This window comes from Halobellus sp. MBLA0158 (assembly GCF_041477585.1).
In the GTDB taxonomy this organism is placed as follows: Archaea; Halobacteriota; Halobacteria; order Halobacteriales; family Haloferacaceae; genus Haloquadratum; species Haloquadratum rubicundus.
Map to the genome: position 1 here is coordinate 740745 of NZ_JBGNYA010000001.1, position 25962 is coordinate 766706.

31 protein-coding genes, 3 tRNA genes and 2 pseudogenes are annotated in these 25962 nt (G+C 63.8%); 17 read left to right on the forward strand and 19 right to left on the reverse strand.

Translation table 11 applies throughout. From position 1 onward, the window contains the following. Window positions 1–52: 52 nt before the first annotated feature. Complete coding sequence (locus tag OS889_RS03760; RefSeq protein WP_372387428.1) at window positions 53–1132, forward strand: AbrB/MazE/SpoVT family DNA-binding domain-containing protein; 1080 nt, start codon at window positions 53–55, stop codon at window positions 1130–1132. A 96-nt stretch (window positions 1133–1228) separates the two neighbouring features. Beyond that, entirely contained in the window at window positions 1229–2476 is a 1248-nt protein-coding gene (locus OS889_RS03765; protein ID WP_372387430.1) for a mechanosensitive ion channel family protein, read from the forward strand. A 61-nt stretch (window positions 2477–2537) separates the two neighbouring features. Here OS889_RS03765 and OS889_RS03770 read toward each other — a convergent pair. Then, a tRNA-Ile gene (locus OS889_RS03770) sits at window positions 2538–2612 on the reverse strand. Between the two features lie 87 nt (window positions 2613–2699). Between OS889_RS03770 and OS889_RS03775 the strand changes: the two genes are divergently transcribed. Next, window positions 2700–3428 carry a fumarylacetoacetate hydrolase family protein gene (locus OS889_RS03775; RefSeq protein WP_372387432.1) on the forward strand — a complete coding sequence of 243 codons (729 nt, stop codon included), beginning with the start codon at window positions 2700–2702 and terminating at the stop codon, window positions 3426–3428. A gap of 10 nt (window positions 3429–3438) precedes the next feature. Here OS889_RS03775 and OS889_RS03780 read toward each other — a convergent pair whose 3' ends face one another. Both OS889_RS03780 and OS889_RS03785 read right to left on the reverse strand, forming a co-directional pair. Beyond that, window positions 3439–4581 carry a pyridoxal-phosphate-dependent aminotransferase family protein gene (locus OS889_RS03780; RefSeq protein WP_372387434.1) on the reverse strand — a complete coding sequence of 381 codons (1143 nt, stop codon included), beginning with the start codon at window positions 4579–4581 and terminating at the stop codon, window positions 3439–3441. Window positions 4582–4654: 73 nt separating this feature from the next. Next, a tRNA-Asn gene (locus tag OS889_RS03785) sits at window positions 4655–4727 on the reverse strand. 165 nt (window positions 4728–4892) lie between these two features. Here OS889_RS03785 and cca point away from each other — a divergent pair. Further along, window positions 4893–6266 (forward strand): CCA tRNA nucleotidyltransferase, encoded by a 1374-nt coding sequence (gene cca, locus OS889_RS03790; protein WP_372387436.1) that lies wholly within the window; start codon window positions 4893–4895, stop codon window positions 6264–6266. A gap of 10 nt (window positions 6267–6276) precedes the next feature. Here cca and OS889_RS03795 read toward each other — a convergent pair whose 3' ends face one another. The 4 genes from OS889_RS03795 to OS889_RS03810 all read right to left on the reverse strand — a co-directional run bounded on the left by OS889_RS03795 (window position 6277) and on the right by OS889_RS03810 (window position 10123). Next, window positions 6277–7293 carry a histone deacetylase family protein gene (locus OS889_RS03795; RefSeq protein ID WP_372387438.1) on the reverse strand — a complete coding sequence of 339 codons (1017 nt, stop codon included), beginning with the start codon at window positions 7291–7293 and terminating at the stop codon, window positions 6277–6279. Between the two features lie 2 nt (window positions 7294–7295). Then, window positions 7296–7727, reverse strand: a complete 432-nt coding sequence (locus tag OS889_RS03800) for a histone family protein (RefSeq protein ID WP_372387440.1) — start codon at window positions 7725–7727, stop codon at window positions 7296–7298. A 168-nt stretch (window positions 7728–7895) separates the two neighbouring features. Further along, complete coding sequence (locus OS889_RS03805) at window positions 7896–9395, reverse strand: single-stranded DNA binding protein (protein ID WP_372387441.1); 1500 nt, start codon at window positions 9393–9395, stop codon at window positions 7896–7898. A 236-nt stretch (window positions 9396–9631) separates the two neighbouring features. After that, window positions 9632–10123, reverse strand: a complete 492-nt coding sequence (locus OS889_RS03810; RefSeq protein ID WP_372387443.1) for a hypothetical protein — start codon at window positions 10121–10123, stop codon at window positions 9632–9634. 141 nt (window positions 10124–10264) lie between these two features. Between OS889_RS03810 and OS889_RS03815 the strand changes: the two genes are divergently transcribed. Then, window positions 10265–10337: transfer RNA gene (locus OS889_RS03815), tRNA-Arg, on the forward strand. A 278-nt stretch (window positions 10338–10615) separates the two neighbouring features. On the opposite strand, the gene OS889_RS03820 is transcribed toward OS889_RS03815, so the two are convergent. Then, window positions 10616–10837: a DUF7564 family protein gene (locus tag OS889_RS03820; protein WP_372387445.1), complete on the reverse strand. Its 222-nt coding sequence runs from the start codon at window positions 10835–10837 to the stop codon at window positions 10616–10618. A 141-nt stretch (window positions 10838–10978) separates the two neighbouring features. Here OS889_RS03820 and OS889_RS03825 point away from each other — a divergent pair, with 141 nt between their 5' ends. Next, window positions 10979–11620, forward strand: a complete 642-nt coding sequence (locus OS889_RS03825; protein WP_372387447.1) for a DUF309 domain-containing protein — start codon at window positions 10979–10981, stop codon at window positions 11618–11620. A gap of 57 nt (window positions 11621–11677) precedes the next feature. Further along, entirely contained in the window at window positions 11678–11965 is a 288-nt protein-coding gene (locus tag OS889_RS03830; RefSeq protein WP_372387449.1) for a hypothetical protein, read from the forward strand. A gap of 30 nt (window positions 11966–11995) precedes the next feature. On the opposite strand, the pseudogene OS889_RS03835 reads toward OS889_RS03830, so the two are convergent. After that, window positions 11996–12118, reverse strand: a pseudogene (locus tag OS889_RS03835) (NAD(P)-dependent oxidoreductase); the annotation flags it as partial. A gap of 96 nt (window positions 12119–12214) precedes the next feature. Here OS889_RS03835 and OS889_RS03840 point away from each other — a divergent pair. Beyond that, window positions 12215–13258 (forward strand): tyrosine-type recombinase/integrase, encoded by a 1044-nt coding sequence (locus tag OS889_RS03840; protein ID WP_372387451.1) that lies wholly within the window; start codon window positions 12215–12217, stop codon window positions 13256–13258. A gap of 1489 nt (window positions 13259–14747) precedes the next feature. On the opposite strand, the gene OS889_RS03845 is transcribed toward OS889_RS03840, so the two are convergent. The 4 genes from OS889_RS03845 to OS889_RS03860 form a co-directional block, all read right to left on the reverse strand. Next, on the reverse strand, window positions 14748–16031 hold the full coding sequence (locus OS889_RS03845; RefSeq protein ID WP_372387453.1) for a hypothetical protein: 1284 nt from the start codon (window positions 16029–16031) through the stop codon (window positions 14748–14750). Continuing rightward, complete coding sequence (locus OS889_RS03850) at window positions 16032–16271, reverse strand: hypothetical protein (protein ID WP_372387455.1); 240 nt, start codon at window positions 16269–16271, stop codon at window positions 16032–16034. A gap of 205 nt (window positions 16272–16476) precedes the next feature. Then, on the reverse strand, window positions 16477–16830 hold the full coding sequence (locus OS889_RS03855; RefSeq protein ID WP_372387457.1) for a hypothetical protein: 354 nt from the start codon (window positions 16828–16830) through the stop codon (window positions 16477–16479). Window positions 16831–17113: 283 nt separating this feature from the next. Continuing rightward, window positions 17114–17533 (reverse strand): hypothetical protein, encoded by a 420-nt coding sequence (locus OS889_RS03860; protein ID WP_372387459.1) that lies wholly within the window; start codon window positions 17531–17533, stop codon window positions 17114–17116. A 307-nt stretch (window positions 17534–17840) separates the two neighbouring features. Between OS889_RS03860 and OS889_RS03865 the strand changes: the two genes are divergently transcribed. After that, entirely contained in the window at window positions 17841–18482 is a 642-nt protein-coding gene (locus OS889_RS03865) for a hypothetical protein (protein ID WP_372387461.1), read from the forward strand. A 14-nt stretch (window positions 18483–18496) separates the two neighbouring features. Here OS889_RS03865 and OS889_RS03870 read toward each other — a convergent pair whose 3' ends face one another. Beyond that, a complete protein-coding gene (locus OS889_RS03870) occupies window positions 18497–18694 on the reverse strand; it encodes a winged helix-turn-helix domain-containing protein (RefSeq protein WP_372387463.1) in 198 nt (65 codons plus the stop codon). A gap of 162 nt (window positions 18695–18856) precedes the next feature. On the opposite strand from OS889_RS03870, the gene OS889_RS03875 reads away from it, so the two are divergent. From OS889_RS03875 to OS889_RS03885, 3 genes are all read left to right on the forward strand, one after another. Next, window positions 18857–19393 (forward strand): hypothetical protein, encoded by a 537-nt coding sequence (locus OS889_RS03875; protein ID WP_372387465.1) that lies wholly within the window; start codon window positions 18857–18859, stop codon window positions 19391–19393. A gap of 105 nt (window positions 19394–19498) precedes the next feature. Beyond that, a complete protein-coding gene (locus tag OS889_RS03880) occupies window positions 19499–19963 on the forward strand; it encodes a hypothetical protein (RefSeq protein ID WP_372387467.1) in 465 nt (154 codons plus the stop codon). A gap of 51 nt (window positions 19964–20014) precedes the next feature. Continuing rightward, on the forward strand, window positions 20015–20347 hold the full coding sequence (locus OS889_RS03885) for an AN1-type zinc finger domain-containing protein (protein ID WP_372387470.1): 333 nt from the start codon (window positions 20015–20017) through the stop codon (window positions 20345–20347). Between the two features lie 93 nt (window positions 20348–20440). On the opposite strand, the gene OS889_RS03890 is transcribed toward OS889_RS03885, so the two are convergent. The 4 genes and pseudogenes from OS889_RS03890 to OS889_RS03905 form a co-directional block, all read right to left on the reverse strand. After that, a complete protein-coding gene (locus tag OS889_RS03890; RefSeq protein WP_372387472.1) occupies window positions 20441–21085 on the reverse strand; it encodes a M48 family metalloprotease in 645 nt (214 codons plus the stop codon). Between the two features lie 131 nt (window positions 21086–21216). Next, entirely contained in the window at window positions 21217–21492 is a 276-nt protein-coding gene (locus OS889_RS03895) for a C2H2-type zinc finger protein (protein ID WP_372387474.1), read from the reverse strand. Further along, a complete protein-coding gene (locus tag OS889_RS03900) occupies window positions 21489–21662 on the reverse strand; it encodes a hypothetical protein (protein WP_372391648.1) in 174 nt (57 codons plus the stop codon). Before OS889_RS03900 ends, OS889_RS03895 begins: the two co-directional genes overlap by 4 nt. 57 nt (window positions 21663–21719) lie before the next feature. Beyond that, window positions 21720–21887, reverse strand: a pseudogene (locus OS889_RS03905) (HNH endonuclease); the annotation flags it as partial. 184 nt (window positions 21888–22071) lie between these two features. On the opposite strand from OS889_RS03905, the gene OS889_RS03910 reads away from it, so the two are divergent. Both OS889_RS03910 and OS889_RS03915 read left to right on the forward strand, forming a co-directional pair. After that, complete coding sequence (locus OS889_RS03910) at window positions 22072–22467, forward strand: hypothetical protein (RefSeq protein ID WP_372387476.1); 396 nt, start codon at window positions 22072–22074, stop codon at window positions 22465–22467. A gap of 324 nt (window positions 22468–22791) precedes the next feature. Then, complete coding sequence (locus OS889_RS03915) at window positions 22792–23064, forward strand: hypothetical protein (RefSeq protein WP_372387478.1); 273 nt, start codon at window positions 22792–22794, stop codon at window positions 23062–23064. A gap of 295 nt (window positions 23065–23359) precedes the next feature. Here OS889_RS03915 and azf read toward each other — a convergent pair whose 3' ends face one another. Further along, entirely contained in the window at window positions 23360–24148 is a 789-nt protein-coding gene (gene azf / locus OS889_RS03920) for an NAD-dependent glucose-6-phosphate dehydrogenase Azf (protein WP_372387480.1), read from the reverse strand. 143 nt (window positions 24149–24291) lie between these two features. Here azf and OS889_RS03925 point away from each other — a divergent pair, with 143 nt between their 5' ends. From OS889_RS03925 to OS889_RS03935, 3 genes are all read left to right on the forward strand, one after another. Then, window positions 24292–24636, forward strand: coding sequence for a dihydroneopterin aldolase family protein (locus tag OS889_RS03925; RefSeq protein WP_372387482.1), 345 nt, complete (start codon window positions 24292–24294; stop codon window positions 24634–24636). Between the two features lie 114 nt (window positions 24637–24750). Beyond that, window positions 24751–25185 carry a DUF5790 family protein gene (locus OS889_RS03930; RefSeq protein ID WP_372387485.1) on the forward strand — a complete coding sequence of 145 codons (435 nt, stop codon included), beginning with the start codon at window positions 24751–24753 and terminating at the stop codon, window positions 25183–25185. Window positions 25186–25268: 83 nt separating this feature from the next. Continuing rightward, window positions 25269–25940, forward strand: coding sequence for a helix-hairpin-helix domain-containing protein (locus tag OS889_RS03935; RefSeq protein ID WP_372387488.1), 672 nt, complete (start codon window positions 25269–25271; stop codon window positions 25938–25940). The last annotated feature ends 22 nt before the right edge of the window (window positions 25941–25962 follow it).

A 25962-nucleotide genomic window follows, 5' to 3' on the forward strand; every position in this document is an offset into this window, starting at 1 on the left:
GACGCGACGGCACCTCGCACAGCGCGGCGACCGACAGCGATTCCGACCAAGGATGGAGACACGGAAGATACAGCGAGTCAGCAACGGAACGTACACGGTGTCGCTCCCGCGGGAGTGGGCCACAGAGCAGGGGCTCTCGGCGGGCGACGTCGTGCAGCTACACGCCCACCTCGACGGCCCCCTGACGATCCAGCCGGCGACCGACGACCTCTCCCGGCTCGAACTCCCGATCGCCGAGGAGTCGCGGACGCAGGTCACCCGCCTCCTGCGGGCGGCGTACACCGCCGGCGCGCTCGACGTCGACGTCGTCGCCGCCGACGGCCTCGACGACGACCAGCGAACCGCCCTCCGCTCGACCGTGCGGGCGCTCTCCGGCGTCACGATTGCCGAGGAGTCCGACACGACCGTCGCCGTTAGAAACGTCCTCGACTCCGAGCAGGTCTCGATCAGGCAGTCGGTTCGTCACCTCCGGTTCGTCGCCCTCTCCCACCACCGCGAGGCGACGGCGGCGCTGTGTGACCCCGAGATCGACGCGGGGCCCGCGACGGACGACGCGCGTGCCGACCGCCTGTCGGCGGTCGTCGAGCGGTACTTCGTCCGGAGCCTCTCGCGGCTGGACGAGGTCGACCGGCTCGGGGAGGGCCGCCCGGACCTGTTCTGCTTCTTCCAGTTGGCGGACGACCTCCGCCGAATCGCGGCCTGTGCCGATCGGATCGCGACCGTCGCCGCCGACTTCGACTCCCCTTCCGACCCCGACGCGGACCCCGACCGCACCGACACCCGCGTCGCGGCGTTCGAGACGGTCGCCGAAGACGCACGCGAGGCCGTCGAAACGGCCGTCGATACGGTCTTCGATCCCGACACGGACGCCGTCTGGAACGTCCTCGAACGCCGCGACGCCGTCCGCACGACCGTCGACGATCTCGGGCGCCGGCTCTTCGAGGCGCCCGACGGCGAGTACCGCCTCGCGCGGGCGCTCCCGGCGATCCGCGAAACGGCCGACTGCGCCGCGTCGATCGCGTCGATCGGCCTCCGGCGGACGCTCCAACAGCGCTCGCTCGGCTCGGCGGGACTTCACGACTCTGACTCCGCGGGAACGGATCCGCCCGTTCCGTCCGAAACGGACGATTGAGACGTTCTCTCACTCTGGTCATTTCCGGCGGGAGCGTCTCCGAGCGCCCGTCTGCCGTCACAACAGATTCAAGTACGGGCTTCGCTGAGCCGGTGTATGTTCGCTGTCGGCCCGCTCCAAGCGGGACCCTCGCTCACCCAGGTCGAGCTTCTGGAGGGGCTCAGAACCGTCTTCCGGACCGTCACGAGCGCGGAAGCGCGAGCGGTCGCGACGGTGGCGCTCCTGATTCTGGGGGCCGTTTTCGCCCGGTTCGTCGTCCCGCTGGTGATCCGGCGGTCCAGGCGCTTCGCCACCGAACGGATCGCCGAGACCCGCGCCGGGGAGGCCTTTGAGCGCGTCTTCGAGTACGTCCCGATGTCCCGGCCGGCCCGGCTGCTGATCCGGTTCGTCCAGCTACTGATCGCGGTGGGGCTCGCAATTGCGCTCTTGGTCGTCTGGGGGCAGATCGACGCCGCGGCGTTCGTCCTCGGCGTCCTCGTCGCCTCGGCGCCGACCGCCGGCCAGATCGTGCTCACCGGGCTCCTGTTCTTCGGGGCGTACGTCGCGACCGACCTCCTGGAGGAGATCGTCGCCGAGTTCGGCTCCGGAACCGACGAGATCACCGCCCACCAGGAGGAGATCATCGTCCGGGTGCTCCAGCTGGGGCTCTTCGTCTTCGTCGCGATGGCCGGCCTGTCCGTCTGGCAGATCGACCTCGGGGGCCTGCTCGTCGGCGCGGGCTTCCTGGGGATCGTCGTCGGGATGGCCGCCCGTCAGACGCTCGGCTCGCTCATCGCTGGCTTCGTCCTGATGTTCTCCCGTCCGTTCACGATCGGCGACTGGGTCGAGATCGGCGACGAGGAGGGGATCGTCACCGACGTCACGATCATCAACACCCGACTGGAGAACTTCGACGGCGAGTACGTCGTGATGCCGAACGACAGCGTCGCGAACGCCGCCATCACGAACCGCAGCGAGAAGGGCGTCCTGCGTCTCACCGTCGAGGTGGGCATCGACTACGAGGCGGACGTCGACCACGCCGTCGACGTGGCGATGGACGCGATCCGGGGGGTCGACGTCGTCGCGGACGCGCCGCCGCCCCGGGTGTTCCCCAAGTCGTTCGGCGGGTCGTCGGTGGTCCTCGAAGCCCGCTTTTGGATCGAGCCGCCGAGCCCCCCGCTGAAGGTCAACGCGACCTCCCGGGTCGTCCGCGCGATCAAGGAGGCCTACGACCGCGAGGGGATCAAGATCCCCTACCCGCAGATGGAAGTCTCCGGGCGGGCGGAGACCGACGGCTTTCGGATCAACCGCGAGCACGACCTCCCCGCGGAGGCGACCGGGCCGTCCGCCGGGGAACACGACTGAGGCGCGGGATTCGTCGGGGAGACTTCTCCTCGCTTCGGCTCAGAATCGGGTGTTCTTCGGATGGGCCCTGACGGATTCGAACCATCGACCACTCGGTTATGAGCCGAGCGCTCTAACCAGACTGAGCTAAGGGCCCTGCGAGACGCTACCGCTGTCTCCCTCTTAGACGTTACCGTTGACGCCGTCGCAGTAGACCTATGGTCCCGGTCATCCACCGTCCCGTATGCGACTCGCACGACTGCAGACCTCGGAGGGGATCGTTCGCGGACGGTACAGGGACGGCGTCGTCGTCGCGGACGACGGCGAGTACGTCGTGGGCCGCGACGGCTCGCTCGTCGCGCCCTGTTCGCCCTCGGCGCTGTACTGCGTCGGTCGGAACTACGCGGAGACGCTCGATCAGATGGACTACGAGCGGCCCGAGGAGCCGGACTTCTTCATCAAGCCGCCGGCGTCGCTGACCGGCCACGACGCGCCGATCCGGTACCCCGAGTGGACGGACGAACTCACCTACGCGGGCGAGCTCGCCGCCGTCATCGACGAGCGGTGTCGCGACGTCGCCGTCGAAGACGTCCCCGAGGTCGTCCGCGGCTACACCGTTATGAACGACGTCGACGCGCTGGACCAGCAGGGGCGGACCACCCGGAAGGCCTTCGACGGGTCGGGGCCGCTGGGCCCGTGGATCGAGACCGATCTCGACCCCGCGGGGATCGATATGGAGACGCGGATCAACGACGAGGTCCGGCAGGACGCGAACACCGAACTGATGCTGTTCGGCCCCCGCGAGATCGTCTCGTTCCTCTCGCGGCGGTTCACGTTCCGCCCCGGCGACGTCGTCGCGTTCGGGAGCCCGGCCAACCCCGGGCTGATCGAACCGGGCGACGAGGTCGAGATCACCTACGAGGGCGTCGGCACGCTCCGGAACGAGGTCGTCGCCGCCGACGGGGACGGCTGAGAAAGCGGAGTTACGGCTCGTAGCCCTGCTTTCGCAGCGCGTCTTCGAGCGCGTGCAGGACCAGTTCGACGTTGCTTGTCCGCGCCGAGTACCCCATACAGCCGATGCGGATGATCTCGCCGTCGAGGTCGCCGAGCCCGCTCGCGACTTCGAGATTGTGCTCTTCCTTCATATCGCGGAGCAGCGCCGACTCGTCGATCCCCTCGGGGATCCGCACCGCGTTCAGGGAGGGGAGCCAGTACTCGTCTTCGGGGTTCAGTTCGAGGCCGAGCGTTTCGAGGCCCTCCTTGAGGTGGGTCGCCATCTCGCGGTGGCGCTCCCAGCGCGCTTCGAGGCCCTCCTCGGCGACCAGCTGGAGCGCCTCGCGGAGCGCGTAGACGTTCGTGATCGGCGCGGTGTGGTGGTAGGAGCGCTCGTCGCCCCAGTAGCCCTCAAGCAGCGAGAGGTCGAGGTACCACGACCGGACCTCGGAGTCGCGGTCGAGCACCTTCTCCATCGCGCGGTCCGAGAGCGTGAGCGGGCTCGCGCCCGGCGGACACGAGAGGCACTTCTGGGCCCCGGAGTAGGCGACGTCGATGCCCCACTCGTCCACGCGGAGTTCGACGCCGCCGAGCGACGTGACCGTGTCGGCGATGACGTACGCGTCGTTGTCGTGGGCGATGTCGGTCAGCGCCGGGACGTTCGGCTGGAGCGCGCCCGTGCTCGTCTCGGCGTGGACGAACCCGAAGACGTCGGGGTCGTGCTGGTGGAACGCGTCGGCGACGGCGTCCGGGTCGAGCGGCTCGCCCCACGGCGCCTCGACGTAGGCGACCTCGCCGCCGGCGCGTTCGGCCATCGAGGCCATCCGCCCGCCGAAGTAGCCGTTCGTCGGGACGAGCACGGTGTCGCCCGGTTCGACGACGTTCGCGAACGCGGCCTCCATCGCCGCCGATCCCGTGCCGCTCACCGGGATCGTCCACCGGTTTTCGGTCTGGAACGTGTATCGGAGCAGCTCCTGTACCTCGTCCATAATCTCGATGAACGAGTCGTCGAGGTGGCCGACGAGCGGCGCGCTCATCACCCGAAGCACGCGCGGGTGGACCTCGCTTGGCCCGGGGCCCATAAGCGTCCGATCCTCCGGCGTGAGCGGATCCGTGTCTGGCGGCGTCAGCATATATTCCGCCAAGGGAAACGACAAAATAAAACCACAGGAAACGGATGCGGGGCGCTCGGCGCTCGGAAAACCACGCCGTCGCCAGGGCTCGAACCTGGGACCACCTCGTTAACAGCGAGGTGCTCTACCAACTGAGCTACGACGGCTCTCCGTCCGCACACGAACGTAGACCGAGGTGCAATGATAGGGCTTTCGTTTTCACCGCACGGAGCGGAGTACGGCGATCCGCGCCGACGCCGTTGGCGACGCCGACGCGGTCCGGCGCCCGTATCGACACCCTTTCGCCGGCGCCCCGCGAAGCCGCGACAACGATGGCCGCAGAGGAGGCACGCCGCCGCGTGATCGAGCGGGTCCGCGAGCGCGTCACGCCCGACGCCGACGAGCGCGAGGCGATGCGCGAGGCGACCGCGACGCTCGTCTCGCGCATCGAGGCCGAACTCGACGCGCTGCCGGTCGAGGCCGACGTCGTTCAGGTGGGCTCGACCGCCCGCGGCACGTGGCTCGCGGGCGACCGCGACATTGACGTCTTCGTCCGCTTTCCGCCCTCGCTCGACCGCGCCACGCTAGAGCGCTACGGCCTCGAAATCGGCAACGCAGTCCTCCCCGAGGGCCACGAGGAGTACGCCGAACACCCCTACGTCACCGGCGAGTTCGCGGGGTTCGACGTCGATCTGGTCCCCTGTTACGACGTCGCTGAGGGCTCGGCTCTCCAGTCGTCGGTCGACCGCACGCCCCACCACAACGCCTACCTCAGGGCGCACATCGACGACGACCTCGCCGGCGAGATCCGGGTGTTCAAGCAGTTCCTGAAGGGGATCGGCGCCTACGGGAGCGACCTCCGGACGCGGGGCTTCTCGGGCTACCTCTCGGAGCTTCTGGTCCTCGAGTTCGGCGACCTCGACTCGCTGCTCGCGGCGGCGGCGGACTGGCACCCGCCGGTCGCCTTCGACCCCGAGGGCCACGCGACCACCGAGCACGACGACCCGCTCGTGATGGTCGACCCGACCGATCCGTCCCGGAACGTCGCCGCCGTCTGCTCGGCCGAGAACGTCGCGCGGCTCCAGCACTACGCCCGCGAGTTCCGCGCGGACCCGCGCGAGGCGCTCTTCGAGCCCCGCGAGCCCGAGCCGCTCGACGCGGAGGCGGTTGCGACACACGTCGAACGCCGGGGGACGACGCCCGTCGCGGTCGTCTTCGACGCCCCGGACGTCGTCGACGACCAGCTGTACCCCCAGCTCGAAAAGTCGCTGTCGGGGATCCGGGACGCGCTCGACCGGTGGGGGTTCGGCCCGCTCCGCGCGACCGCCTTCGCCGACGACCGGGCGGCGCTGTTCGTCGAACTCGCCCACCGGACGCTCCCGGCCGTCGAGCGCCACCAGGGGCCGCCCGTCCACGTCCGCCGGCACGCCGAGGGCTTCGCGGACGCCTACGCCGACCGATCGGGCGAGCGGGTCGACCCCTACGGCCCGTTCATCGACGGCGACCGCTACGTGGTCGAGCGCGAGCGCGACTTCACCGACGCGGTCGCGTTCCTGGAATCCGACGAACTGTTCTCTGTGGGGCTAGGCGCCCAGGTCGAGACCGAACTGGAGAACGACTACGAGGTGCTCGCCGGCGACGAGGTGGCGTCGCTGGCGGCGGAGTTCGGGACCGAACTGGCCCGGTACTTCGCGCCGCGGCCGTAGGCGGGTCGGCTCACCCGTCGAGGTCGTGGGCCTCGCGGACGTCCTCGACGAGCCGACGGGTCTTCTCGTCGGGCTCGCCGTCGGGGTCCATCGCCTCGCGGCCGTCGAAGGTCTCGTGGACGATCGCGACGCCCTCCGAGAGCGTGTCGAGTCCGTAGCCGCCCTCCAGGACGAACGCGAGCGCGGCGCCGACGTCGTCGGCGAGCGAGCGGATCCGATCGGTGAGGAGGGCGTAGCCCTCCGTCGAGACGCGCATCCGCGAGATGGGGTCGTGGCGGTGGGCGTCGAAGCCCGCGCTGACGATGAAGAGGTCCGGGTCGTACCGCTCTGTGACCGGACGGAGCAGTTCCTCGACGGCGAGCAGGTAGTCCTCGTCGCCGGCCCCCGCAGAGAGCGGGACGTTCAGCGTCGTCCCCTCCCCGTCGCCGTCGCCGGTCTCGGCCACCTCGCCGGTGCCGGGGTAGAGCCCCTCCTCGTGGATCGACGCGTAGAGGACGTCGCCCTGATCGTAGAAGATGTCCTGGGTGCCGTTGCCGTGGTGGACGTCCCAGTCGAAGACGACCGCGCGCTCGACGCCAGTAGTGGAATCGTCCAGGAGGGCCTGGGCGGCGACGGCGGCGTTGTTGATGAAGCAAAAGCCCATCGCGTCGTCCTCGACGGCGTGGTGGCCGGGCGGCCGGCCGATCGAGAAGGGCGTATCGCGACCGTCGGCGCCGTCGACGGCCGCCTCGGCGGCCCACTGGGCCAGCCCAGCGGAGGTGAGCGCGGCGTCCCAGGTGGCGTCGGAGGCGACCGTGTCGGGGTCCCAGTTGCCGCCGCCGTCCTCGCAGAACTCCCGGATCTCCTCGACGTAGTCGTCGTCGTGGACGGCGGCCACGGCGGCCGCGTCGGCGGGGTCGGCCTCGACGTAGGAGACGCCGTGGCGCTTCGCGAGCGCCCGCCGGATGGCCCGGAGCCGGTCGGCCGTCTCGGGGTGGCGCTCGCCGGTGTCGTGTGCGAGACAGGTCTCGCTGTAGCCGAACTGCATCGCTACTCGAAGAGCGCGAAGTACGTCTCGATGTCTTCGGCCTGTACGGTCCGGCGGTCCGCGTGCCGCGCCAGCGTCGCGGCCGCGCTCGCGACGTTGTCGGCGTAGTCTTCGAGGATGTCCGCCAGGGCGATCCGGGCGTCCATCGCGACGCGGTAGCGGTCGTCGATCTTCAGCCGGGCGATGCGGTCGACCGGCGCGATCGGGAGTTCGAGTTCGCGTCGGCTGACGACCTGCTGGACGCCGAAGTCCTCGGCCATCAGCGTCTTGCGGCCGTCGCTCCCCGCTCGCTCGGCCGCGTCGACGGCGAGCTCCGCCCCGTGCTCCTGGACGCGGCGAGCGAGTTCCTCTGCGGCCCCCGAGCTGACCCGGAGGTCGCCGGCTCTCCGTCGGATGATGGCGTCCACGGGGGCGAACGGCAACTCGACACTCATTACCACTATATCCTGTTCGACCGGCGTATAATCCTTTCCGTAGCCGTACTGTGGCGGCCGGTGGCTCGGTGCGAGCGCCGCCGCTCGGTGCCGGCTTTGAGTCGATTCACGAGTCCCCTTCTCGGGGCCGGGGGCGAAACCGACGACCGACGACTGACGACCGCGGGATCAGTTCGGCCGCTCGATCTCCGTCGCTGCGATCGTCCCGCCGTCGACGGGCCCGGTGACGGTCACTTCCTCGCCCAGGCGGAGCGACTCGTCGGTCTCGACGCTTCGGGTCTCGGTGCCGTCGTCGAGGACGACCGGGCTCCCCGCCTGGACGACCGTGCCGGTGAAGGTCTCGGTCTCGTTCGCGCCGTCGCCGGCATCACCCCCTGCGGAATCGGGGCGCTCGGCCACGGCCGCGGCGTTGCCGCCGCTCGCGCTTCCGCCGGCGTCGGACGCCCCCGACGAGGCGGTCGCCGAGGCCGCCTCGCTCCCGGCCTCGGAGTCGGATCCGTCGCCGAAGGCGCCCAGCCCGGTCGACTGCGCGGACTCGGTCTCGGTGTCGGCGGCGTCCTCGGGCGCGTCGTCCATCACGCTGACCGCGGACTGCCAGCCCGCCGAGGCTTCGAGGTCGTCCTGCCAGCCGTCCTGGATCTCGACGTCGGTGAAGACGACGTAGTCCGCGAGGTCGATGTCGAGGTCCGCCTTGTCGCCCCACAGCGCCACGCGGATGTCGCCGGTCTCGTCCTTGATGCGGACGTTCCGCACCTGGCCCTCCGAGCCGTCGTCGCGGTCGAACGTCCGCTTGGGATCGGTCTCGATCACGCCGCCGGCGATATCGACGGTCTCGCCCATCTCCAGGTCGGCGACGTCGGTCGTGTCGGGGACGTACTCGATCTCCTCGTCGAGGGCGTCGACCGCGCCGCGGTTCCCTACGTGGAGTTCGAGCGTCCCGTCGCGCTCGCGGACGTAGCCGTCGACGACCTCGACGGACTCGCCCGGCCCGAACTCCGTCGCCAGGTCGGCCTTCTCGTCCCAGAGGGTCACTCTGATCCGCCCCGTCGGATCGCCGAGCGTGAGGTTCGAGACCCGGCCCTCCGAGCCGTCGTCGCGGTCGAACGTCCGCACGCTGTCGGTGCTGAGGACGCGGCCCTTGAGGTTCACGTCCGAGAGCCCGAGCGCGAGGTCCTCGACGCGGTAGGTGTCCTGGGTGTCGACGTCGACCTCGGCGTCCGGCGCGGGCTCGACCTTGTCGACGTCGACCTCGACGCCGTTGTAGCCCTCCTTGGGCCGGCCGGCCACGCGGAGGGTCTCCCCCTCTTCGAGGCTCTCGACGGCGTCCTCGGCCATATCGTCCCACATCGCGATCCGGATGCGGCCGGACTCGTCGGCGACCTCGACGTTGACGACCTTGCCGTCTTCGTCGTCGCCGTCGCGCTCGAAGCTCCGCAGCTCGCCGATCCGCATCACCTTCGCGAGGAACTTCACGTCGTCCATCCCGGGCGCGACGTCGGCGACGCCCTCGACCTCCTCGTCGCGGAGCTCGTGGGCGATGAGCATCGCCGCGGTCTCCTCGTCGGCGAGACCGCCCATCTGTTCGACCTTGTCCTCGACGGCGGCCTCGAACTCCTCGAAGTCGACGTCGGTGTCGAGGTCCTCGTACACCTCCTCGATGGCACCCATCTACGCGACACCCCCCCGGCGACCCGCGGGCCCGATCGGGAGCCCCGCGGGTCGAGCGAATACGGCCACAGGCATATCCACAGCCAAGGTAGGCCGCCGCTTAAGCGTTGTCTTGTCGGCGGTCTCGCCGTCGCTGTCGTGGCCGCGATCGCGCCGCAGTCCGTCGATCTCCGGCGCGTGGCTCGACAAATGCATACCGGCTGTGGCCCCGCCTTCGGCTATGAACCTTCGCCCGTCTATCGCGTCACGTCCGTGACGACCCGGCGGCCCTCGATGTCGTCGTGGACGACTTCGACCCCGGTCAGCGTCGCGTCGCCGGCGTCGACTCGGACCTCGTAGCCGAGATTGACGAGCGCCTCGGTGCAGGCCTCGTCCTCGCCGCGCTCTTCGACGGCGGCGACGACGACGGTCGCGACGTCGGTCTCGGCGTCGATCGTCACTTCCCGCAGGCTCGGGACGGTACAGCCGTTCTTCCCGACGACGCACCCGCGGACCGTGGCCGAGCCGTCGCCGAGTTCGACGGTCGCGTCGCCGGCCGTCGGGCACTCCTCGCGCGGGACCAGCGTCCCGCTGACGAGGTCGGCGTCGTCCGCCGTTCGGCTGGGTTCGTCGGTCGCGGTCGCTGACTCGTCGGTCGTCGGCTCGGAACCGTCGTTCGCGCTGCCGGTACAGCCGGCCAACAGCGGGAGGGACGCGGCGGCGCCTGCGAGGACCGTTCGGCGGCGCATACCTCCGCTTGGACAGTCGCCCCAAAAGCCGTACCGGAGAATCAAACGCGCCCTTGTCCCTCTTCCGGTTCCGTGCGTCGCCGTACCGCGGGGCTCTCGCATCGTAACCCTCATAAGTCAAAGCGGAGTACGGAGAGATGAGTCCTGATAGGGTAGTGGACTATCCTCTTGGCTTGCGGAGCCAGGGACCGGAGTTCAAATCTCCGTCAGGACGCTACATTTTACCGGCGCCACGCGACGAGCGTAGCGAGTCGCCTGCGCCGGTTTATGCGACTCCCGGAGATCTGAGCAGCGAGCATCGCTTCGCGATGCGAGTGAGTTCAAATCTCCGTCAGGACGCTCACTTCGTTCGCGACCTGACGTGCCCACGCTCGCGTTTGCTCGCGTGGACTCCGTCAGGACGCTACATTTTACCGGCGCCACGCGACGAGCGGAGCGAGGACTCTGTCCTCAGTCTCTATACGTGAAAAGATCGCGCGTCGACGGCGCCGGCTACTCCTCGCGCTCGTCGTACCGCGGGGGCGCGTCGGCCTCGTCGTCGTCGAGGTGCCGCACCGAGGGGGTCGTCCGACCGCCGAGGCGTCGCGGCTCCGGATCGGCGTCGTGTTCGTCGGTCCACGACTCGTGGCAGTCGGGGCAGTAGTTCCCCGCGTAGCCGTTCGGGCGGACGAACTCCGCGCCGCAGTCGAGGCAAGTCACGCGCGAGCGGGTCATCGTCGGACCGTGGAGGCGGGCTGTCTGATCATACGCTATTCATCGTACAAGAGGCACTGGACGCGGATAAGTCCGTCACCGGATGACATTCTCGAAGCCCCGAGCGCCGAGTATTTACTCCCGCGCGGCCGACGCCCGAGCGTGCAGGAGTCCCTGCGGGTCGGCGTCGCGGTGTTCAACGCCGGCGACTACCGCGCGGCCCACGAGGCCTGGGAGGAGCCGTGGCTGGGGCTCGATTCCGGCACGGCCGACGAGCGGCTCCTCCACGGACTCATCCAGTACGCCGCGGCGGTCCACCACGCCCGCGGACGCAACTGGAGCGGCGCGCAGAGGCTCGCGGCGAGCGCGGCCGGGTACCTCTCCGACCTCGACGACGACTACCGGGGTATGAACGTCGGCGACGTCCGAGGACACCTCCGCCGGCTCGCCGCCGACCCGGAGTTCGCCGAGCGCCGCCGCCCGCTCCCGCTGCGACACGAGGGCGCGGAACTGACGCCGCGGGCGCTCTCCTTCGCGGAGGCGGGGAGCGCCGCCGCGCTCCTCGCCGAGGAGTACGACGCGTTCGACGAATCGGTCGTCGACGACGCGGTCCGGTACGCCCGCGCGGAACTGGACGGGGACTCGGACTCGACGCTCGCTTCGGACCGCTCGCGCGGCTTCGCCGGGATGCTGTTCGAGTTCGCCGCCGACCGGGAGCGTCGGACCGTCGTCTACGACCGACTGCGGGCCCACGTTGAGCGGCGTCGGAGCCGCGAGCGCGACGTCTCGGGGCTGTTCGACTGATCCGGCTCGTCCGGACAAAACACTGATACGATTCCCGGCCCGTACCGACGCGTGGCTATGGTCATCCAAGACGACGTCAAAGACGCGCTCGAAGAGGGCCGAGACGAACTCGTCCGCGTGCTCGCGAGCCACGGCGTGCTCCCGACCGTCGTCGACGACTCGTCGGGATCCGACCTGCTCGGCTCGTCCACGCCGACGTTCCGCATCGAGACCGCAGACGGCACGAGCGTCGTCGACCGCCAGACGCGCTCGCAGGTCGTCGACGCCTTCGAGATGCGCTCCGAGGCGGACTGCGAGGCGGTCCGCGAGGAGATCCGCGCCCACGACGCGTGGAGCGGATCGTAGGGAACGGACGCCGATCGGCGACGCGCCGCCTCAGCGCTCGCCGTCGACGTGGTCTTTGCCGTCCCACTCCGCGGAGTTGTCCTGGGGCTCGTAGCCCAGCACCTCTCGCGCGCGGTCGATCGAGTAGTACTTTCGATCGTTATCGGAGACACCGCGAGACACGCCTCGCGAGGTCCCGCTCGCAACCTCGCGGGACTGCCGTAGACGATCTCGGGAGTCGTCGGTATCGTCCGTCGGTTCGGACCACCGATGAGCCGAGAACACAATCCCCCGACGGACGGGGACCGACCGAGGCGACTCGAACCGACCGAACCGACCGAAGCGAAACAACTGTATCTGCGATCTCGACAGGATGAATTAGCAGAGCGGTCCCTCGAATTGCACGACAAGCACCTTACGTCGTTCTCCGAGTGGTGCATCAAGAACGACATCCGAAACCTCAACGACGTGACGGCCCGCACCGTCCACGAATACCATCTGGCGCTCAAAGAAGAGTACCAGCAGTCGACGGTGAGTATCTACCTGTCGACGGTGCGGCAATTCGTTCGCTTCTGCGAGGGGATCGACGCCGTCCCGAGGGGCGTCGCCGAGCGGATCGTCCTTCCCGAGCGAGAGCGAAACGCCAGCTCCGAGATGTTGGAATCGGACGAAGCGACCGAGATCCTCGGGTACCTCCGCAAGTACCATTATGGGAGCCGCAGTCACGCCCTCTTTGCGCTCTTGTGGCACACGGGGATTCGGACGGGCACGGCCCAGGGACTCGACGTGAGTGATTTTGAAGCCGAGCGGGACCGCCTACGGATCCGACACCGACCCGACACAGGGTCACCGTTGAAGAACGGTGAGAACGCCGAGCGGTTCGTGACGTTGTCGACGGACGTCTCGGCGGTGATCGACGCCTACGTCGATGAACATAGACACGACGTCGTCGACGATCACGGGCGAGAACCGTTGTTCACAACGCACAACGGACGCCCCGCGAAAAACTCGATCCGACGGACGATCTACGCAGTCACACGCCCTTGTCAAACGGGGCGAGGTTGTCCGCACGGGGAAGATCCCGATACCTGCGAGGCGGCCCAACGGACGAACGACGCCTGCAAGTGTCCGTCGACGGTGTCGGGCCATCCTGTGCGTAGAGGCGCGATCACCCATCATCTCCGTCAAGACGTTCCTGAAAAAGTTGTGAGCGATCGGATGAACGTCTCCCAGGACGTGTTGGATCGACACTACGATCGACGGAGTGAGGACGAGAAAGCAGAACAGCGACGGCAGTTCTTAGACAAAATCTAACCACGTCTCCCTGTCTCTCTGCTGTTTCCAATGGAAACGGTGGCCTTTGTGATATATATCAGTCTGTACTCCCACATACAGACTGTTACCCTCTGCAATAAGTATAGGATTCCGTATAACTCTCTCACTATTCACTGAAATTTGATACTATCTCACGGGGAGAATCGACGGCATCGACGGCGAGATCGGAAATACTGGCCCTCTGTGAATCACACCCTTGGAGCGATTTTCTCCGACCAGATGATCCAACCCCCTTGCCCTCGGTGGGAAACGCGATAGTGGGGGGTGATTCTACACTCACGTTCGTTCTTTTGCCCCCTTCTCGGAGCTGTCGGTGGCGGCGTTCCGAAGGGTATCTTCTCAAAATATCGTCAAGGGCGTACTGTGCAGACCTCTCACCAAGAGGATACAGCCTATGTATTACCCACTCGAAGGCTACAGAACGAGGACTAACAGCCATACAGCGGGTTCCATAGTCGGACTGTGGGGTATCAACGTCGACGGCGACGTTCCTACCAATCTATTCGAGGGCCGATAAGCGAATAATGGGGCCGTGTATTTGATCGCTGAGAGAGTTTTTCGACCGAGATGATGACACCCTCTTACCCCACCTCCAAGCGCCAAAGGGCCCACCAAGAGAGATAACACAAGCAAGTTCTTGGGTGACTCTCTCGGTGGCTGTCGCCTCGGTGTTGGCGTCGTCGATTGGGACGGCGTCGATTCGGTCTCGACTGCTGTTAGCGAAGCCGACGGAGGGAGGGGGGCCGTCGAAAGAACACTTTCTTTTTCCCTCCCCGTAGGGGAGGGTTTTCTTTGTTTGTTTGCACTCCCCGAGTGAACGTAGTGAACGAGTGGGAGTGGAACGATTGCCGTAGGCAATCGCCGCCTACGGAGTAAAACCACTCCCTAAACTAACGCTCCTTCAAGAGGTAACATCTCTTTAACCGCAGTACACGGTGAGGGTGGTTGTCGGTGAAGTCGGGTTGTCGGTGGGGGAATAGATACTGTATATCAGTAAAACCCCGATACTGTGCCTCGGTCGCCGAAGGTGTTATTACTATCAAGCATATATTTACGGATATGGGTCGGATTGATCCCAACGAAATCGCCCTCCAAGTGGCTCGTCGGCGGGAGGAGTGCTACACTTGGAAGGAGGCTCGAAGGCGGTGGGGGGAGGCCGAAAACGAATAGCTATCGGAATTTAGTGTACTAAATTAATCTGATACGTATTATGCGCGCAGCGCATACGCGTATGCGCACCGTATGGCCGCACTGATCGAAAAGTCGACGACGACACCAGAATCGCAATACTGTGGCGTCCCGTCATTCCCTTCTCGGTTATGCCTCACGCGCATATGGGCACCTTACACCCGTTCCTCCGAGGGGCCGACGTCGACGAAGTCAGCGGAAGCGAGGTGTCCCGTCGAGGGCTACCGTGGCGGGCCATATACTCCTGACTCTCCCGAGTCCGAGAGCTACCCGCCCGCGGCTATGCCTGTTGTTCCCACGAGTCTACGATCTCGATGTCGTCCTCAATATCGGTTTTCAACCCGACGTTCAACTCGGTGTAGTAGGGTTGCTCGTCGGGTGAGGGATTCGCGTACAGGTGATGATGTACTCGCTGGACCTCGTAGGTCAGCGGTTCTTGGTCAACCTCGTTTTGACACGACGGGACGGCCTCGACGGTGTCGAACGGAACGATGGGACTCCGCGGAAGCGTCTGGATCGTTCCCGCCGTCGTCTCATCGATGCGCTCTTTCAGCATCGACCGAGCCTCGTTTTCGACCTCAGTCTTCGATTCCGCGTCAGTCTGTTTGACCGTACTCCCACGCAGTTCCGTCCCACCGCTCCGTCGGTACAGTGGTTCGTGACGGGCTTTCACCGTCGTAAACTCCGAACGTGAGGCGTTGATTTCGAAATCACCGACAGCGGCGAGCGACCGCGCCGCTTTCCCGTTCACCACGATCGTATTGATTGGGCGAAGTTCCGCGAGCGCGTCGTTGCTGATGATGATACAGTCGCCGCCGAGGTTGTGGGCGACGTGGTGGCTGCTATCGGCAGTCGGATTCTTTGACCCGACGAGGGCAACACCGTTCGGGGTCGGCTCCAGCCAGATGCGAGCCCCCGCCTTGTCACGCGCCCACCGAACGACGTCGGCCAGCGTGTGTTTGTTTGCCTGGAAGGTCTTGCGTGTGGAGATTTGCCCGACGCCGATCTCGTTAACCAAGTCGGCGACAATCGGGATTGTGAGCGGGGTCGCGGGGTCGCCCTGGACGTCGACGTCGTCGCTTCGGGTAGCGACGGGGAACGGGAGCTTCTCGGAGAGCCTATCAGCGACATCACTCAGGATCAGTGAAAGATCAGCCCCGTTGTAGTTCTGCGACGCGGGGATCTTATCGAGGAGTTGCCCTGGCCCTTGGGCTCTGGTCTTCCAGATTCGGCTCCCGCCGTTGGCCGTCGAGCCGACCCCCGTAACGACGCCACGGAAGGTGATCGAGTAGTCGTCCGTGATGTAGTCTTTCACATCGAGACGGAGGACGTCGGGCGAGGACTGCTCCGAGGGATCGACTCCGTTGAAGGCTTCAATCCAGTCGATGCCCGCATACGGCGACGGGAATTTCGCCTCGACGTACCGAGTCACGTCGAGCGGCCCTTCCTTGCGAATGTGGACGTCGACGTCGGCGACAGGGAGCCGTGTCCCGTTGATATAGAAGCGAGTGTTCGTTTCCGTCGTCGTGGCCCCGATGTCAGCAGGGTCGAAGTCGCGGACCATCTATAGTTCCTCCTGCGGGACTCGCCCGATTGTGCCCTCGGTGCCCACGATGGCGCCGCAGTCGAGTACCGCCGCGTTGTCGGGGACGTCCTCGCGGCGAACTATTGGGAGGTCGCTATCTTCGTCGGTCTGCGGGGCGGTTTCCCCGTCGTCGACCCCTGTGGTAGTGCCCGAAGATCCCGAAGGACCGTCGTTCGTTTCGTCGGTATCGCTCTCGCTGGTATCCTCGTGGTGTGACATAGTGTACCGTGGGGTCGATATACTGCTTCGCCGTAGGCGACGGGGATCTTCCGACCCCAACTGATCCCCGTCGATGGCGAACAGTGCAAGCGGGGCTACTCCGAGCGGGCCGTCTGGTCCTCGGTCTCACCGACGACAGCCTGTGCCCGCCGCTCGACACTGTCTTTCGTCGGTGCCTCGCCGACGACGATGATGTAGCGGTCAGTCATAGGTCGGTGTCTGGTGCCTCGCTCATCGAGAAAGTCAGTTTGTCCTCGCTCTCGTCCCCGTTGCTCTCGTCGCTCTCGGTGTCGCCGTCTTCGTCTTCGGTGTCGTCTTCGTCGGGCGGAAGCCCAGGCTTCGGATTGTCGCCGACGAAGACGAAATCCAGTCGCCCGTTGCGCTCGAAGGCATCGGGGTACTGGTCGGTATATCGCTTCACGAAGTACCGCTTCGCTAACCGCCGAGGCTGATAGACGTCCCACTCAACCGACGCCGCGAGGTGACGCCCGATCTCCGACAGCGACGAGTCGATCCGTTTCTCCACGTCGACGACCTCCTCGTCCTGGTCGTCGCTCATAGTCGTTCCTCGGAGGGGGAGGATTCGACCGAAAACATTACTCATTTAGGCTATGGGATTCCGTACGGTTAAAACCTACGCTAAAGTTACTCGTAACGTATAATCGACGGCGGAATATTCTGACTCTCACGAGGAAATTCGCAGAAATAGCACCGTCGGGGTTGGGGATCTCCCCTGACGCGACCGTGACCGTGGGTGCGTCGCCTCGGAGTGTGGGCAGACGAGTTGTTACCGTGTTTATTTCACTCGTCTTTCGCTGAATCAACCGTGAGAGCTTGTATGCTTATATATTTAATAAATCCTCAATCTCTTGTATCTTATCGTCATTCTCAATTGGGTCCCCCTGAGACAATCTATTTGATAGAAAAATTAAATTATCATTTGCGTTTTCAATGGCATCTCTAGAAGGGACCAGTTGTAGTGTACTCCATAGCCAATAAAATGGCAAGGATTCGGCTTTGGCCACCAATTCTGAAGCATCCTCACGTAATTCGTATCTTGTATCTTCTCTTTCGGATTGTGAGTGGTTACCACCAGGATTTGTAATGATATGACGGTATGTAGATATGTCTTTATCAATTTTAGCCTTCATATTTCGCAGTTCGACAAGAGGACTAATCAAAAGACGCGTAATTGCAGAGCCAATAACAGTTGCCAATACAAGACCAAGAAATCCCGTTAAAGCATCAAACCCCGAACTCATAGAACATTATAGCCTTTGAATGTCACAAGTTAGTTTTGATAACTATACCCACTGCACTGAGCGGTCCCTGTCTGGTGTAGGAAGCCCCCTATGACATAGTCACCTCCTGATTAGTCTGAGGTGTATCTCCGTGCGAAGGGTGGAGTGTGCGCGAGGTGTCGGATCCCCTCCCCCTGCTGATATAGCCGTCGGTATCTCTCTCATCGTGATGGTGGGGGATAGGGGCTGTCTACCCCGAACTTTCTTATAGCACCAACTTCAACACTCAAATAAATTATAAGTATCTCCCACCCGTCTATCGAAGTGGATGTCACTCGATGACACCACGCCGACGACCGACGAAACGCCCGACAAACGCCCCACCGACTGCTATTGCAGCGACCTCGACGACGACCTCCCTGGGGAGCTATGTGAACCGTGCGCGGAAGCGGACTTCGACCAGTCCCCCGCCGACGACGCGGTCTCCGCGGACCACGAGCGTCCGCGAAGGTGTTACTGCTCCGACCTCGACGACAGGGACCGAAACCGAGTGTGTCGCTTCTGCTATACGGCTTGCTTCCGCGCCCGCCCGTCCGACGATGTCGACGGCACCGACGACACCCCCGAGATGAAAACCATCGGGATCGAGGAACGGCAATTCGTGAGCCTGTCGACGGACGTCTACGTTGGCGATCTATCGCCCCCGCGACGGAACGAACTGCTCTCGAAAGCCCGAAAGATAGAGCGGGACTTTGCCGACGCCGTCGACATCGATCCACAGGACTATCCCGTCGTCGAGGAACCAGTCCCGAAGCGAAAGCGCGTCTACGTCGAGACGACGGCCTACGTCGGTGACCGATCCGTCGACGAGAAGCGAGAGATGGTCGAGGAAGCCCGCAAAGCCGAACGCCGCCTACTCGCGGAAGCCCGCAGGATCAAAACCATTGACGGAATCGAACCCGTCGCGTAGGTGTCAGACGCCGCTCACTCCGCTTCTGTCGTCTCCCATCGTAGGCTGTTGCCTATCTTCTCCTTCCGTACCTTTCCGTTCTCTCGGAGCGTGTGCAATCGCTCGTAGGCGGACTGTCTCGCTACGCCGACGGCGTCGGCTATCTCCGACGTCGTCTGATTGCCCTCACGGATCGCAGTCAGATACTCGTCATCGGAGTGGTGTTCGGGCATTGGTTGTCGTTGGATTCGGGACTACTTGAATCCTGACTTATGGCAGGAAATAAGTGGCTGGCGTATAGTGTTGCTACTGTCGAAGTCGCCCGCCGTGCGCAGAAACGCGCCCCCTGCTGGTGACAGGGTGCGCGGGTGGCTTCGTTAGGGAACCCGAAGCCAATGTCGAGTACGCACTCAGGGGCAAATAAGCCCCACGACGACAGGAGCATAGACGACTTAGACAAGAGAGACGTCCGTGCGCTCACCGAGGCGATGTCGGTGTTGCCCGACTACGGACGGGCGAGAGGCGCCGACGGCCTATTCGTCGTCATCGGTGAGAACAGCAACGACCCCTACTTAGTCGACGTCGTCGGGAAGGCGTGTGAATGTCCCGACGCCGAGTACCGTGATCCCGACGGCGGGTGCAAGCACATTAAGAGGATCGAATACGCGACGGGACGGACGGCAATTCCCCAGTGGGTCGACCGTGACGTCGTCGACGACAACCTCGGGTGCGCCGTCGACGCCGAACCTCGCTACGCCGTCGCGGACGGCGGCATCATCGAGGCGGACGACGATGGGGAGATCATCGACGACGACACCAACGGACGTCCCGAGGACTGCGACTGTGGGCCGTGGAACGCAGACGCAGGGCTCCCGTGCTGGCCGTGCTATAGGGACGGCTTCCGTATGCCTGTGGGTGAGATCGACGGGTAGAGCCCATTCGGTCAGCTCTCCCTCGCAACTGCGTTGCCAAAGGATCTGACCGACAGAGCACCGCCCTACACCAATTTTATCCGACCAGTTAGAGCACGAGACATTATGACAACCGAACGACACAGAAGATACGCAAATCAGTGGCTCCAAGAGGCACTTGGTATCGGCGTCGTCCTTGGGATCATCGCCTATGGATTGATAACGATCGGCGGCACGGGAGCGGTGATGGCCGTCGTTGTGGCGCAGTTCCTCGCTGTTATCGCCTTGGTGTATAGTTTGTTCGGGAAAGTCGAGTCGATGATCTACGAGATTGCAGGAGTTGACGATGCGCTCGAACCCCAAGACGACACGGGGGATACGAAAGAGTGGTCCCACGAGGTCCGAAGCGATGGCGACGATCACAAAGTCGTGCAAGTAACTGACGGTGTCCAGACGGCAAATTTCGTCCTCACGGATGACGATATTCGACTCAAGTCACGGGTGAATCAGTGGCTCATCAGTGACGACTGGACCGAGGAAGCGACTCAGTATTTGGAGGCTGAATTTTGCGGAGGTGGTCCAAACAGGTAGTCAGTAGTGTAGTCATTAACTATTTACTCAATTGTCACGTTCTTCTATGCGATGGCTGAGTCACTATGTCACGTCTGTGGCTCAAAAACCACCGATGGCGGACTGACCTATCGGTGTGCGTACTGCGGCGAACCTGTCTGTAGCGACCATCGCTTACCTGAGAACCACAACTGCACGGGGAGCCGACTGCCCGATGAAGAATCCGCGAAGGGCCGTGAGGCAAAGTCAATGAAACTGAAAAATGAGCAGACGGTCGGGACGACGCCGTCTGATACAGGGCAATCGAGTCCAGATGTGGCCCTTGATGGCTCGGTCGTCGGTGCGGAATCCGAGCCAGAACAATCCGAGACGCAATCTTGGTGGCGGCGACTACTCCCGTGGTGACAGAGTAGAGAGCCGTCGGTCCGATTACTCCTGCTTCACCGACGCCGTGGAAAACTGACCGACGGGTAATGCTGACAGTCGGAAACGGAGATATTAGTCGGTGTAGAAGCCGAGTGTCTGAAGACGACGATACAGTTTCTTCGTAGACTCAGGGCTGTTGTAGAATAATCGCGCTAAGATCAGAGCAATAATCCCACCTTCACTGAGTGAATTGATAGCTTCATACCCCCGAATAAATCGATCTTCACCAACGGCGTGGATAGCGTCCAAGTCAGCAACGGTTTCTTCAGCTCGATTCAGCCCCCACGCGACGAACGTCAGCGTGGCTCCGAAATAAGCAGCCTCAGCCACAGCCGACGGTTGGGCACCGAGGGCAACGCCGAGTCCTGCGTAGAACAGCAATACAAGACCAACTGCAAAGCCTGAAAGAACCAATCCTAACCAGGGACCACGGATGAGCGGATCCCGCTGCTGGTGACTCCGCTCGTGTTCAATGACTACTTCTTTCGATTCAGGTGGCAACTCATCAAACATTCCACGATTAAGGATGATTGTGTCGGCAAAAGGGACGTTCTGACCAAACTTCGCCGAATCATCGGAGAACCAGTATATCTCTATCTCCTCACCACTGCTAAGCTCGACTGATCCCTGTTTTTCGATAGGTGTGCCTGCCAGTCGAGCGAATAGCCTCACATACCCGTCTTTCAAGCGTTCTGCCAAGTCTTCTGACGAACGCATATAGAAATTACGACGTGACAGTTGAAAAGACTTTCACCGCATCGTTTGAAAAACATTGCTACCCGCGTCACCGACGCCACAGAATACTGACCAACGCAGTCACTTCCTGAGAAGGCGGGAGTCGCCGCGGATCAGTCTTCGTCGACGAGCGTCAGGACGAGGCCGTCTTCCCGTAGATCCTCCCACCGATCCCGATGGACCTTCGCGAGGTGATTACTGAGTCCGCGTTTTGTCTCGACCTCACGTGCGCATTCGGGACACCGATACCGATCCTCACGTTTCGATAACGACTCACCGTGAGCGAGCTTATGATGGATTCGCATCGCCCGCTCGTCGGCAAAGTCGTCTCGACCGCAATTCGGACACCGTGTTTCGTCGGCGAAGGCGGTGAGTGACTGCTGACTCATCGGTCACCTCCGTCGGCGACGAGTGGATTCTCCTCGGGATCGCTCACCGACTCGACGACCCGCTCGAAGTCCGCCTTCGGGACTCGCCAGACCTTCGCCTCGGCATCGAAGCGAGCGGTGGGCAGCTCCGAGAAGAATCGCAAGAAGGCCTTGAACGAGTCGGTATCCATATTGCCTGTACTGCTAAACTGGACTGTGGGAGCCGTCCCGTCGCCGTGGACAGCATCGTGACACTGACGGCACAGGAGGGCGAGGTTGGATAGCCTGTTGGACCCTCCTTGGCCGCGCGGAACGATGTGATGCACGTCGAGCGTCACGTCGGGACCCGAGGCACGACAGTTGACACACTGACCTCGATCCCGCTCGTGGACGGCTTCCCGCGTATCTGCGTTCATTGCTATCTCCTTGCCGTGGAAGACAGTGATGCCTCTCACTGGTATGGCCACCTGAGGCACCTCAGCGGGCGGAGAAGCCCACTTCGCCTCCAGCGGTATATCTAATATCGTTCGGATATAGTACAAATCTTTCGTGTCGACATATTGTGAACTTTTATAACTATTTGCTAATTCCTGTGTCTCAATGGACCTCCAAGGATACGAGGTTGATCTCACGAGAGAACGGGGTCAAGTTACGATCCAACGACGAAGATATGGACGCCGTGGTTATCCTTGGGACTATGTCGTCTCTACTTCGCCCGAGTATTTCGCCGAAGAAATCGAATTTGTACGTCAAGAGTGGGAACAAGCACGCAGCTTGGCGATTATACTGAATCGAGACTACGAGTACGTTGCTTATGCTGAGGATGGTATGGTACCTCAGGAGTTAGCAATAGAGGGAAAACCAGCGATTGCCACATATCTATGCGGTGTCCACGAGAACTCGACGGAAGAAGTGGCCGAGATGATGGATGTACAACGCGATACCGTAGTCAAGTATCTGTCACGGTTTGATCCTCAAAGACGGTCTGAAGGTTGACCACGGAACCCGACTGATGGAGTAACTCCAAACCGAGTAGATACTACTCCACGCCCTCCACCGCGAGGGCGCGGACTCCTGAAGCGTGTCGGTGTCGCGTGCGGGACGCCGTCGTCGCGTCGACCCCGTCGACCGACGACAAGGAGCGCCGCGACCCGACCGCTTCAACCTCCCTCATCCCTCCGTATCCTCCGTCACTACGGTAGTACTATCCGTGCAAGTCATACACAGAGGTCACGGGGACAACACCGATATCGGTTCCACAGAGTCCACGAGAGGCCACACGTACAATAATCTGTATTGATCGTCAATGGCTGGGCAAATATGTCGGACGAATCTGAGACCGAGATTAAGACCCGAGAAGAGATCCTGGACGAGGCGACCAGAGAAGCCGATTATAAATCGAATACGGCTCAGTTAGGCGAAGTAAATAATGATCTTACGAGGACTCAGATCCACCAACAACAGAGGCTTGAGCAAGAAATAGAAGCACTTAGGATAAGTCTGGAAAAATTCACGTTTTGGTCAAGAGCCCTTACGTTTATTTTGATTATCCTCGGTGTTGCCTCACTTCTTGCACAAATTAATGTAATATAATATCACATTTCCCACGTCCTAACAGCTAATTTTGCTTTGTTGAAAGATACCTCGTCAAAATGGATCTCTCGCTTGAGCAGGCTCTCTATCCATCTAACCCCAGGTTTGATTGTCATCCCGTAACACACTACGGTTGAACCGACGGACGACACTGACCACCCAACACGCAGTGTAGCACTTCACCATCGGATGTGCGAACCACGTCGAGGCTCGGGCCGATTTGCGAGCGAAACAACGGCAGAGCTGTTTCTATACGAATTAGTCGAGATCGCTCAAACGACCGAAAACCCGCCCATCAGCGCTCGCCGTCGACGTGCTCTTTGCCGTCCCACTCGGCGGAGTTGTCCTGCGGGTCGTAGCCCAGCACCTCTCGCGCGCGATCGATCGAGTAGTACTTTCGATCGTTATCGGAGATGCCGTAGACGATCTCGTAGTCGTAGTCCGCGAGCACACAGCGCTCGAAGAGGTGCGCGCAGTCGCGGTAGGAGAGCCACATCGCCTGCCCGCGCTCGTAGTCGATCGGCGGGTGTCCCTCGGTGAGGTTGCCGATCCGGACGTTCACCACCGAGAGGTCGTGGTGGTCGTGGTAGTACCGGCCCAGCACCTCGCCCGTGGCCTTGCTCACGCCGTAGAGGTTGCTCGGCCGCGGGAGTTCGGTCCCGTCGAGCCGGTAGTCGTCCTCGGGGCGGTACATCTCCGGCGTTCTCGACTCGGTCTCGTAGGCGCCGACCGCGTGGTTCGAGGAGGCGAAGGCGAACTTCTCGACGCCGGCTTCGACGGCCGCCTCGAACATCGTCTGGGTGCCGTCGATGTTGTTCTGGAGGACGCTGTCCCAGGGGGCCTCCGGACGCGGGTCGCCCGCCAGGTGGATCACGGCCTCGCATCCGGCGATCGCCTCCCGGACAGCCTCGCGGTCGGTGACGTCCGCGACGTAGACGTCGCCCTCGTCGATCCCCTCGGGCCGCCGCGCGGCCGACAGCGGGGCGCGGTCGAGCAGCCGCCACTCGAACGAATCGCCGAGGTGTCGGAGGATCGCCTTGCCGACCCGTCCGTTCGCCCCCGTCAGGAGCACCGGTTCGTCCATTCGCTCGCCTATCCGCACAGGGAGGCCAAGAAACGTCCGATTCGCGCCGGTGACAGCCGTCTAACACCTTCGCGGCGCGCCCGGCACGGTCGTCGCTCGACTCCGACAGTAACGTCCTTTGCCCCCGCGGCCGAGCGTCGACTATGCCGACAGACACGGAGCGCGCGAGCTTCGAGGCCGGGATCAAGTTCGGCTCGCTCTACCACCAGTTCGCCGGGACTCCCGTCAGTCCGGACAGCGCCGAGAGCCTGGGCCGCGCGATGGAGGAGGCGATCGAGAACCAACCGCACTGCGTCGACGTCGACGTGACGGTGCGGACCGACCGCATCGCGGCCGAACTGGACTCCCAGTCGGCCGAGTACACCGAACTCACCGGGCGCTTTCTCGACGTCGAGATGCGGATCGAGTACGAGGGCGTCACCGCGCGCACGAAGATGGAGATGGAAGGCGACTACCCGCTGATGCGACTCGTCGCGGTCGAGGAGTGACCGACGGCGGGAATCGACGCGGACGGGAACGCTGGCGCCGCGCTCCCGACACTTCCGTATTTCACTTTCACTTTCGGGCGTGTTTTTAACCCCTCCGGCGTCGAATCCCCTGGTATGAGTAGTCAGAGCACGCTCGCGGACGACGACCTGTTCGGCGAGGCCGCCGCCGAGATGCGCGAGGAGGTCGAGGGCCACCTCGCCGACGCACGGGCAAGCCTGCCCGACTCCGAGGATATCTGGGACGCCGAGGCGGACAACGTCCTCGGCGTCCTCAACGCGCTCAAGTCGGCGCTGGACGTCGGCGACGCCGAGGAGCACCTCCGACAGGCGAAGAAGACGTTCATCGTCGGCCAGCGCGCCGAGGCCTTCGACGACCCCGACTCCCTGGAGGCAGAGATCGAAGCCATCGAGGAACTGCTCGCCTCGATCGACGACGCCGAGGCGCTCGTCGGCGACCTCACCGGCACGATGCCGCAACTGCGGAGCCAACTCCAGGAGGCCGCCGAGGCCGCGGCCGACGCCGAGGACGGCGACGAATCCGACGACTGAACCGCGGATCGGCCGCCCCATCGGCCCGCGAGCCCCGATTTCCCAACGGCTTTTAAATAGTCGACGGACATATCCACGACGCGATGAGTATCTTCGATACGATCCTGTCGTCGTTGCGTTCGCTGATCGGTGGCGGTGACCGGTCGGGCGCGTCGGGTGGCGGCTCCGACTCCGGCTCGTCGCGCTCGGAGGGGACCGTCTCCGTCGAACACGACCCCGACGCCGAGGCCGACCGCTCGGAGGCCGACCCCTCGACGGAGTCGGCGGTCAAGGGGGCCGCGGCCGAGACGGACGCGTCGGCGTCGACCGAGACGCTCGTCGACGAGGCCGAGGGCCGCGAGCCGGGCGAAGCGGTCGAGACCGCGGGCGAGGGCGAGGAAGCCGTCGAGACCGACCCCGACGCCGCGGACGTAGAGACCGAAGACGACGCCGCGGCGGCCGAGACAGACGCGTCGGCGTCGACCGAGACCCTCGTCGACGAGGAGACCGGCAAGGAGCCCGCCGAGACCGTCGCCGATCCCGAGGCGCCCGAAGAAGACGAGAGCGAGGAGTCGGCGGACGAGGAAGAACCCGAGTCCGACCCCGTCGAGACGCTCAAGGGGATCGGCCCGGCGTACGCCGAGCGCCTCGCGAGCGTCGGCATCGAGACGGTCGCGGACCTCGCCGACGCCGACGTCGACGAGATCACGGCGAACACCGACCTCTCGGAGACGCGCGTCACCACCTGGATCGAGCGCGCCCGTGAGCAGTCGTAGCGCCTCCCCCGATCGCGGCTCG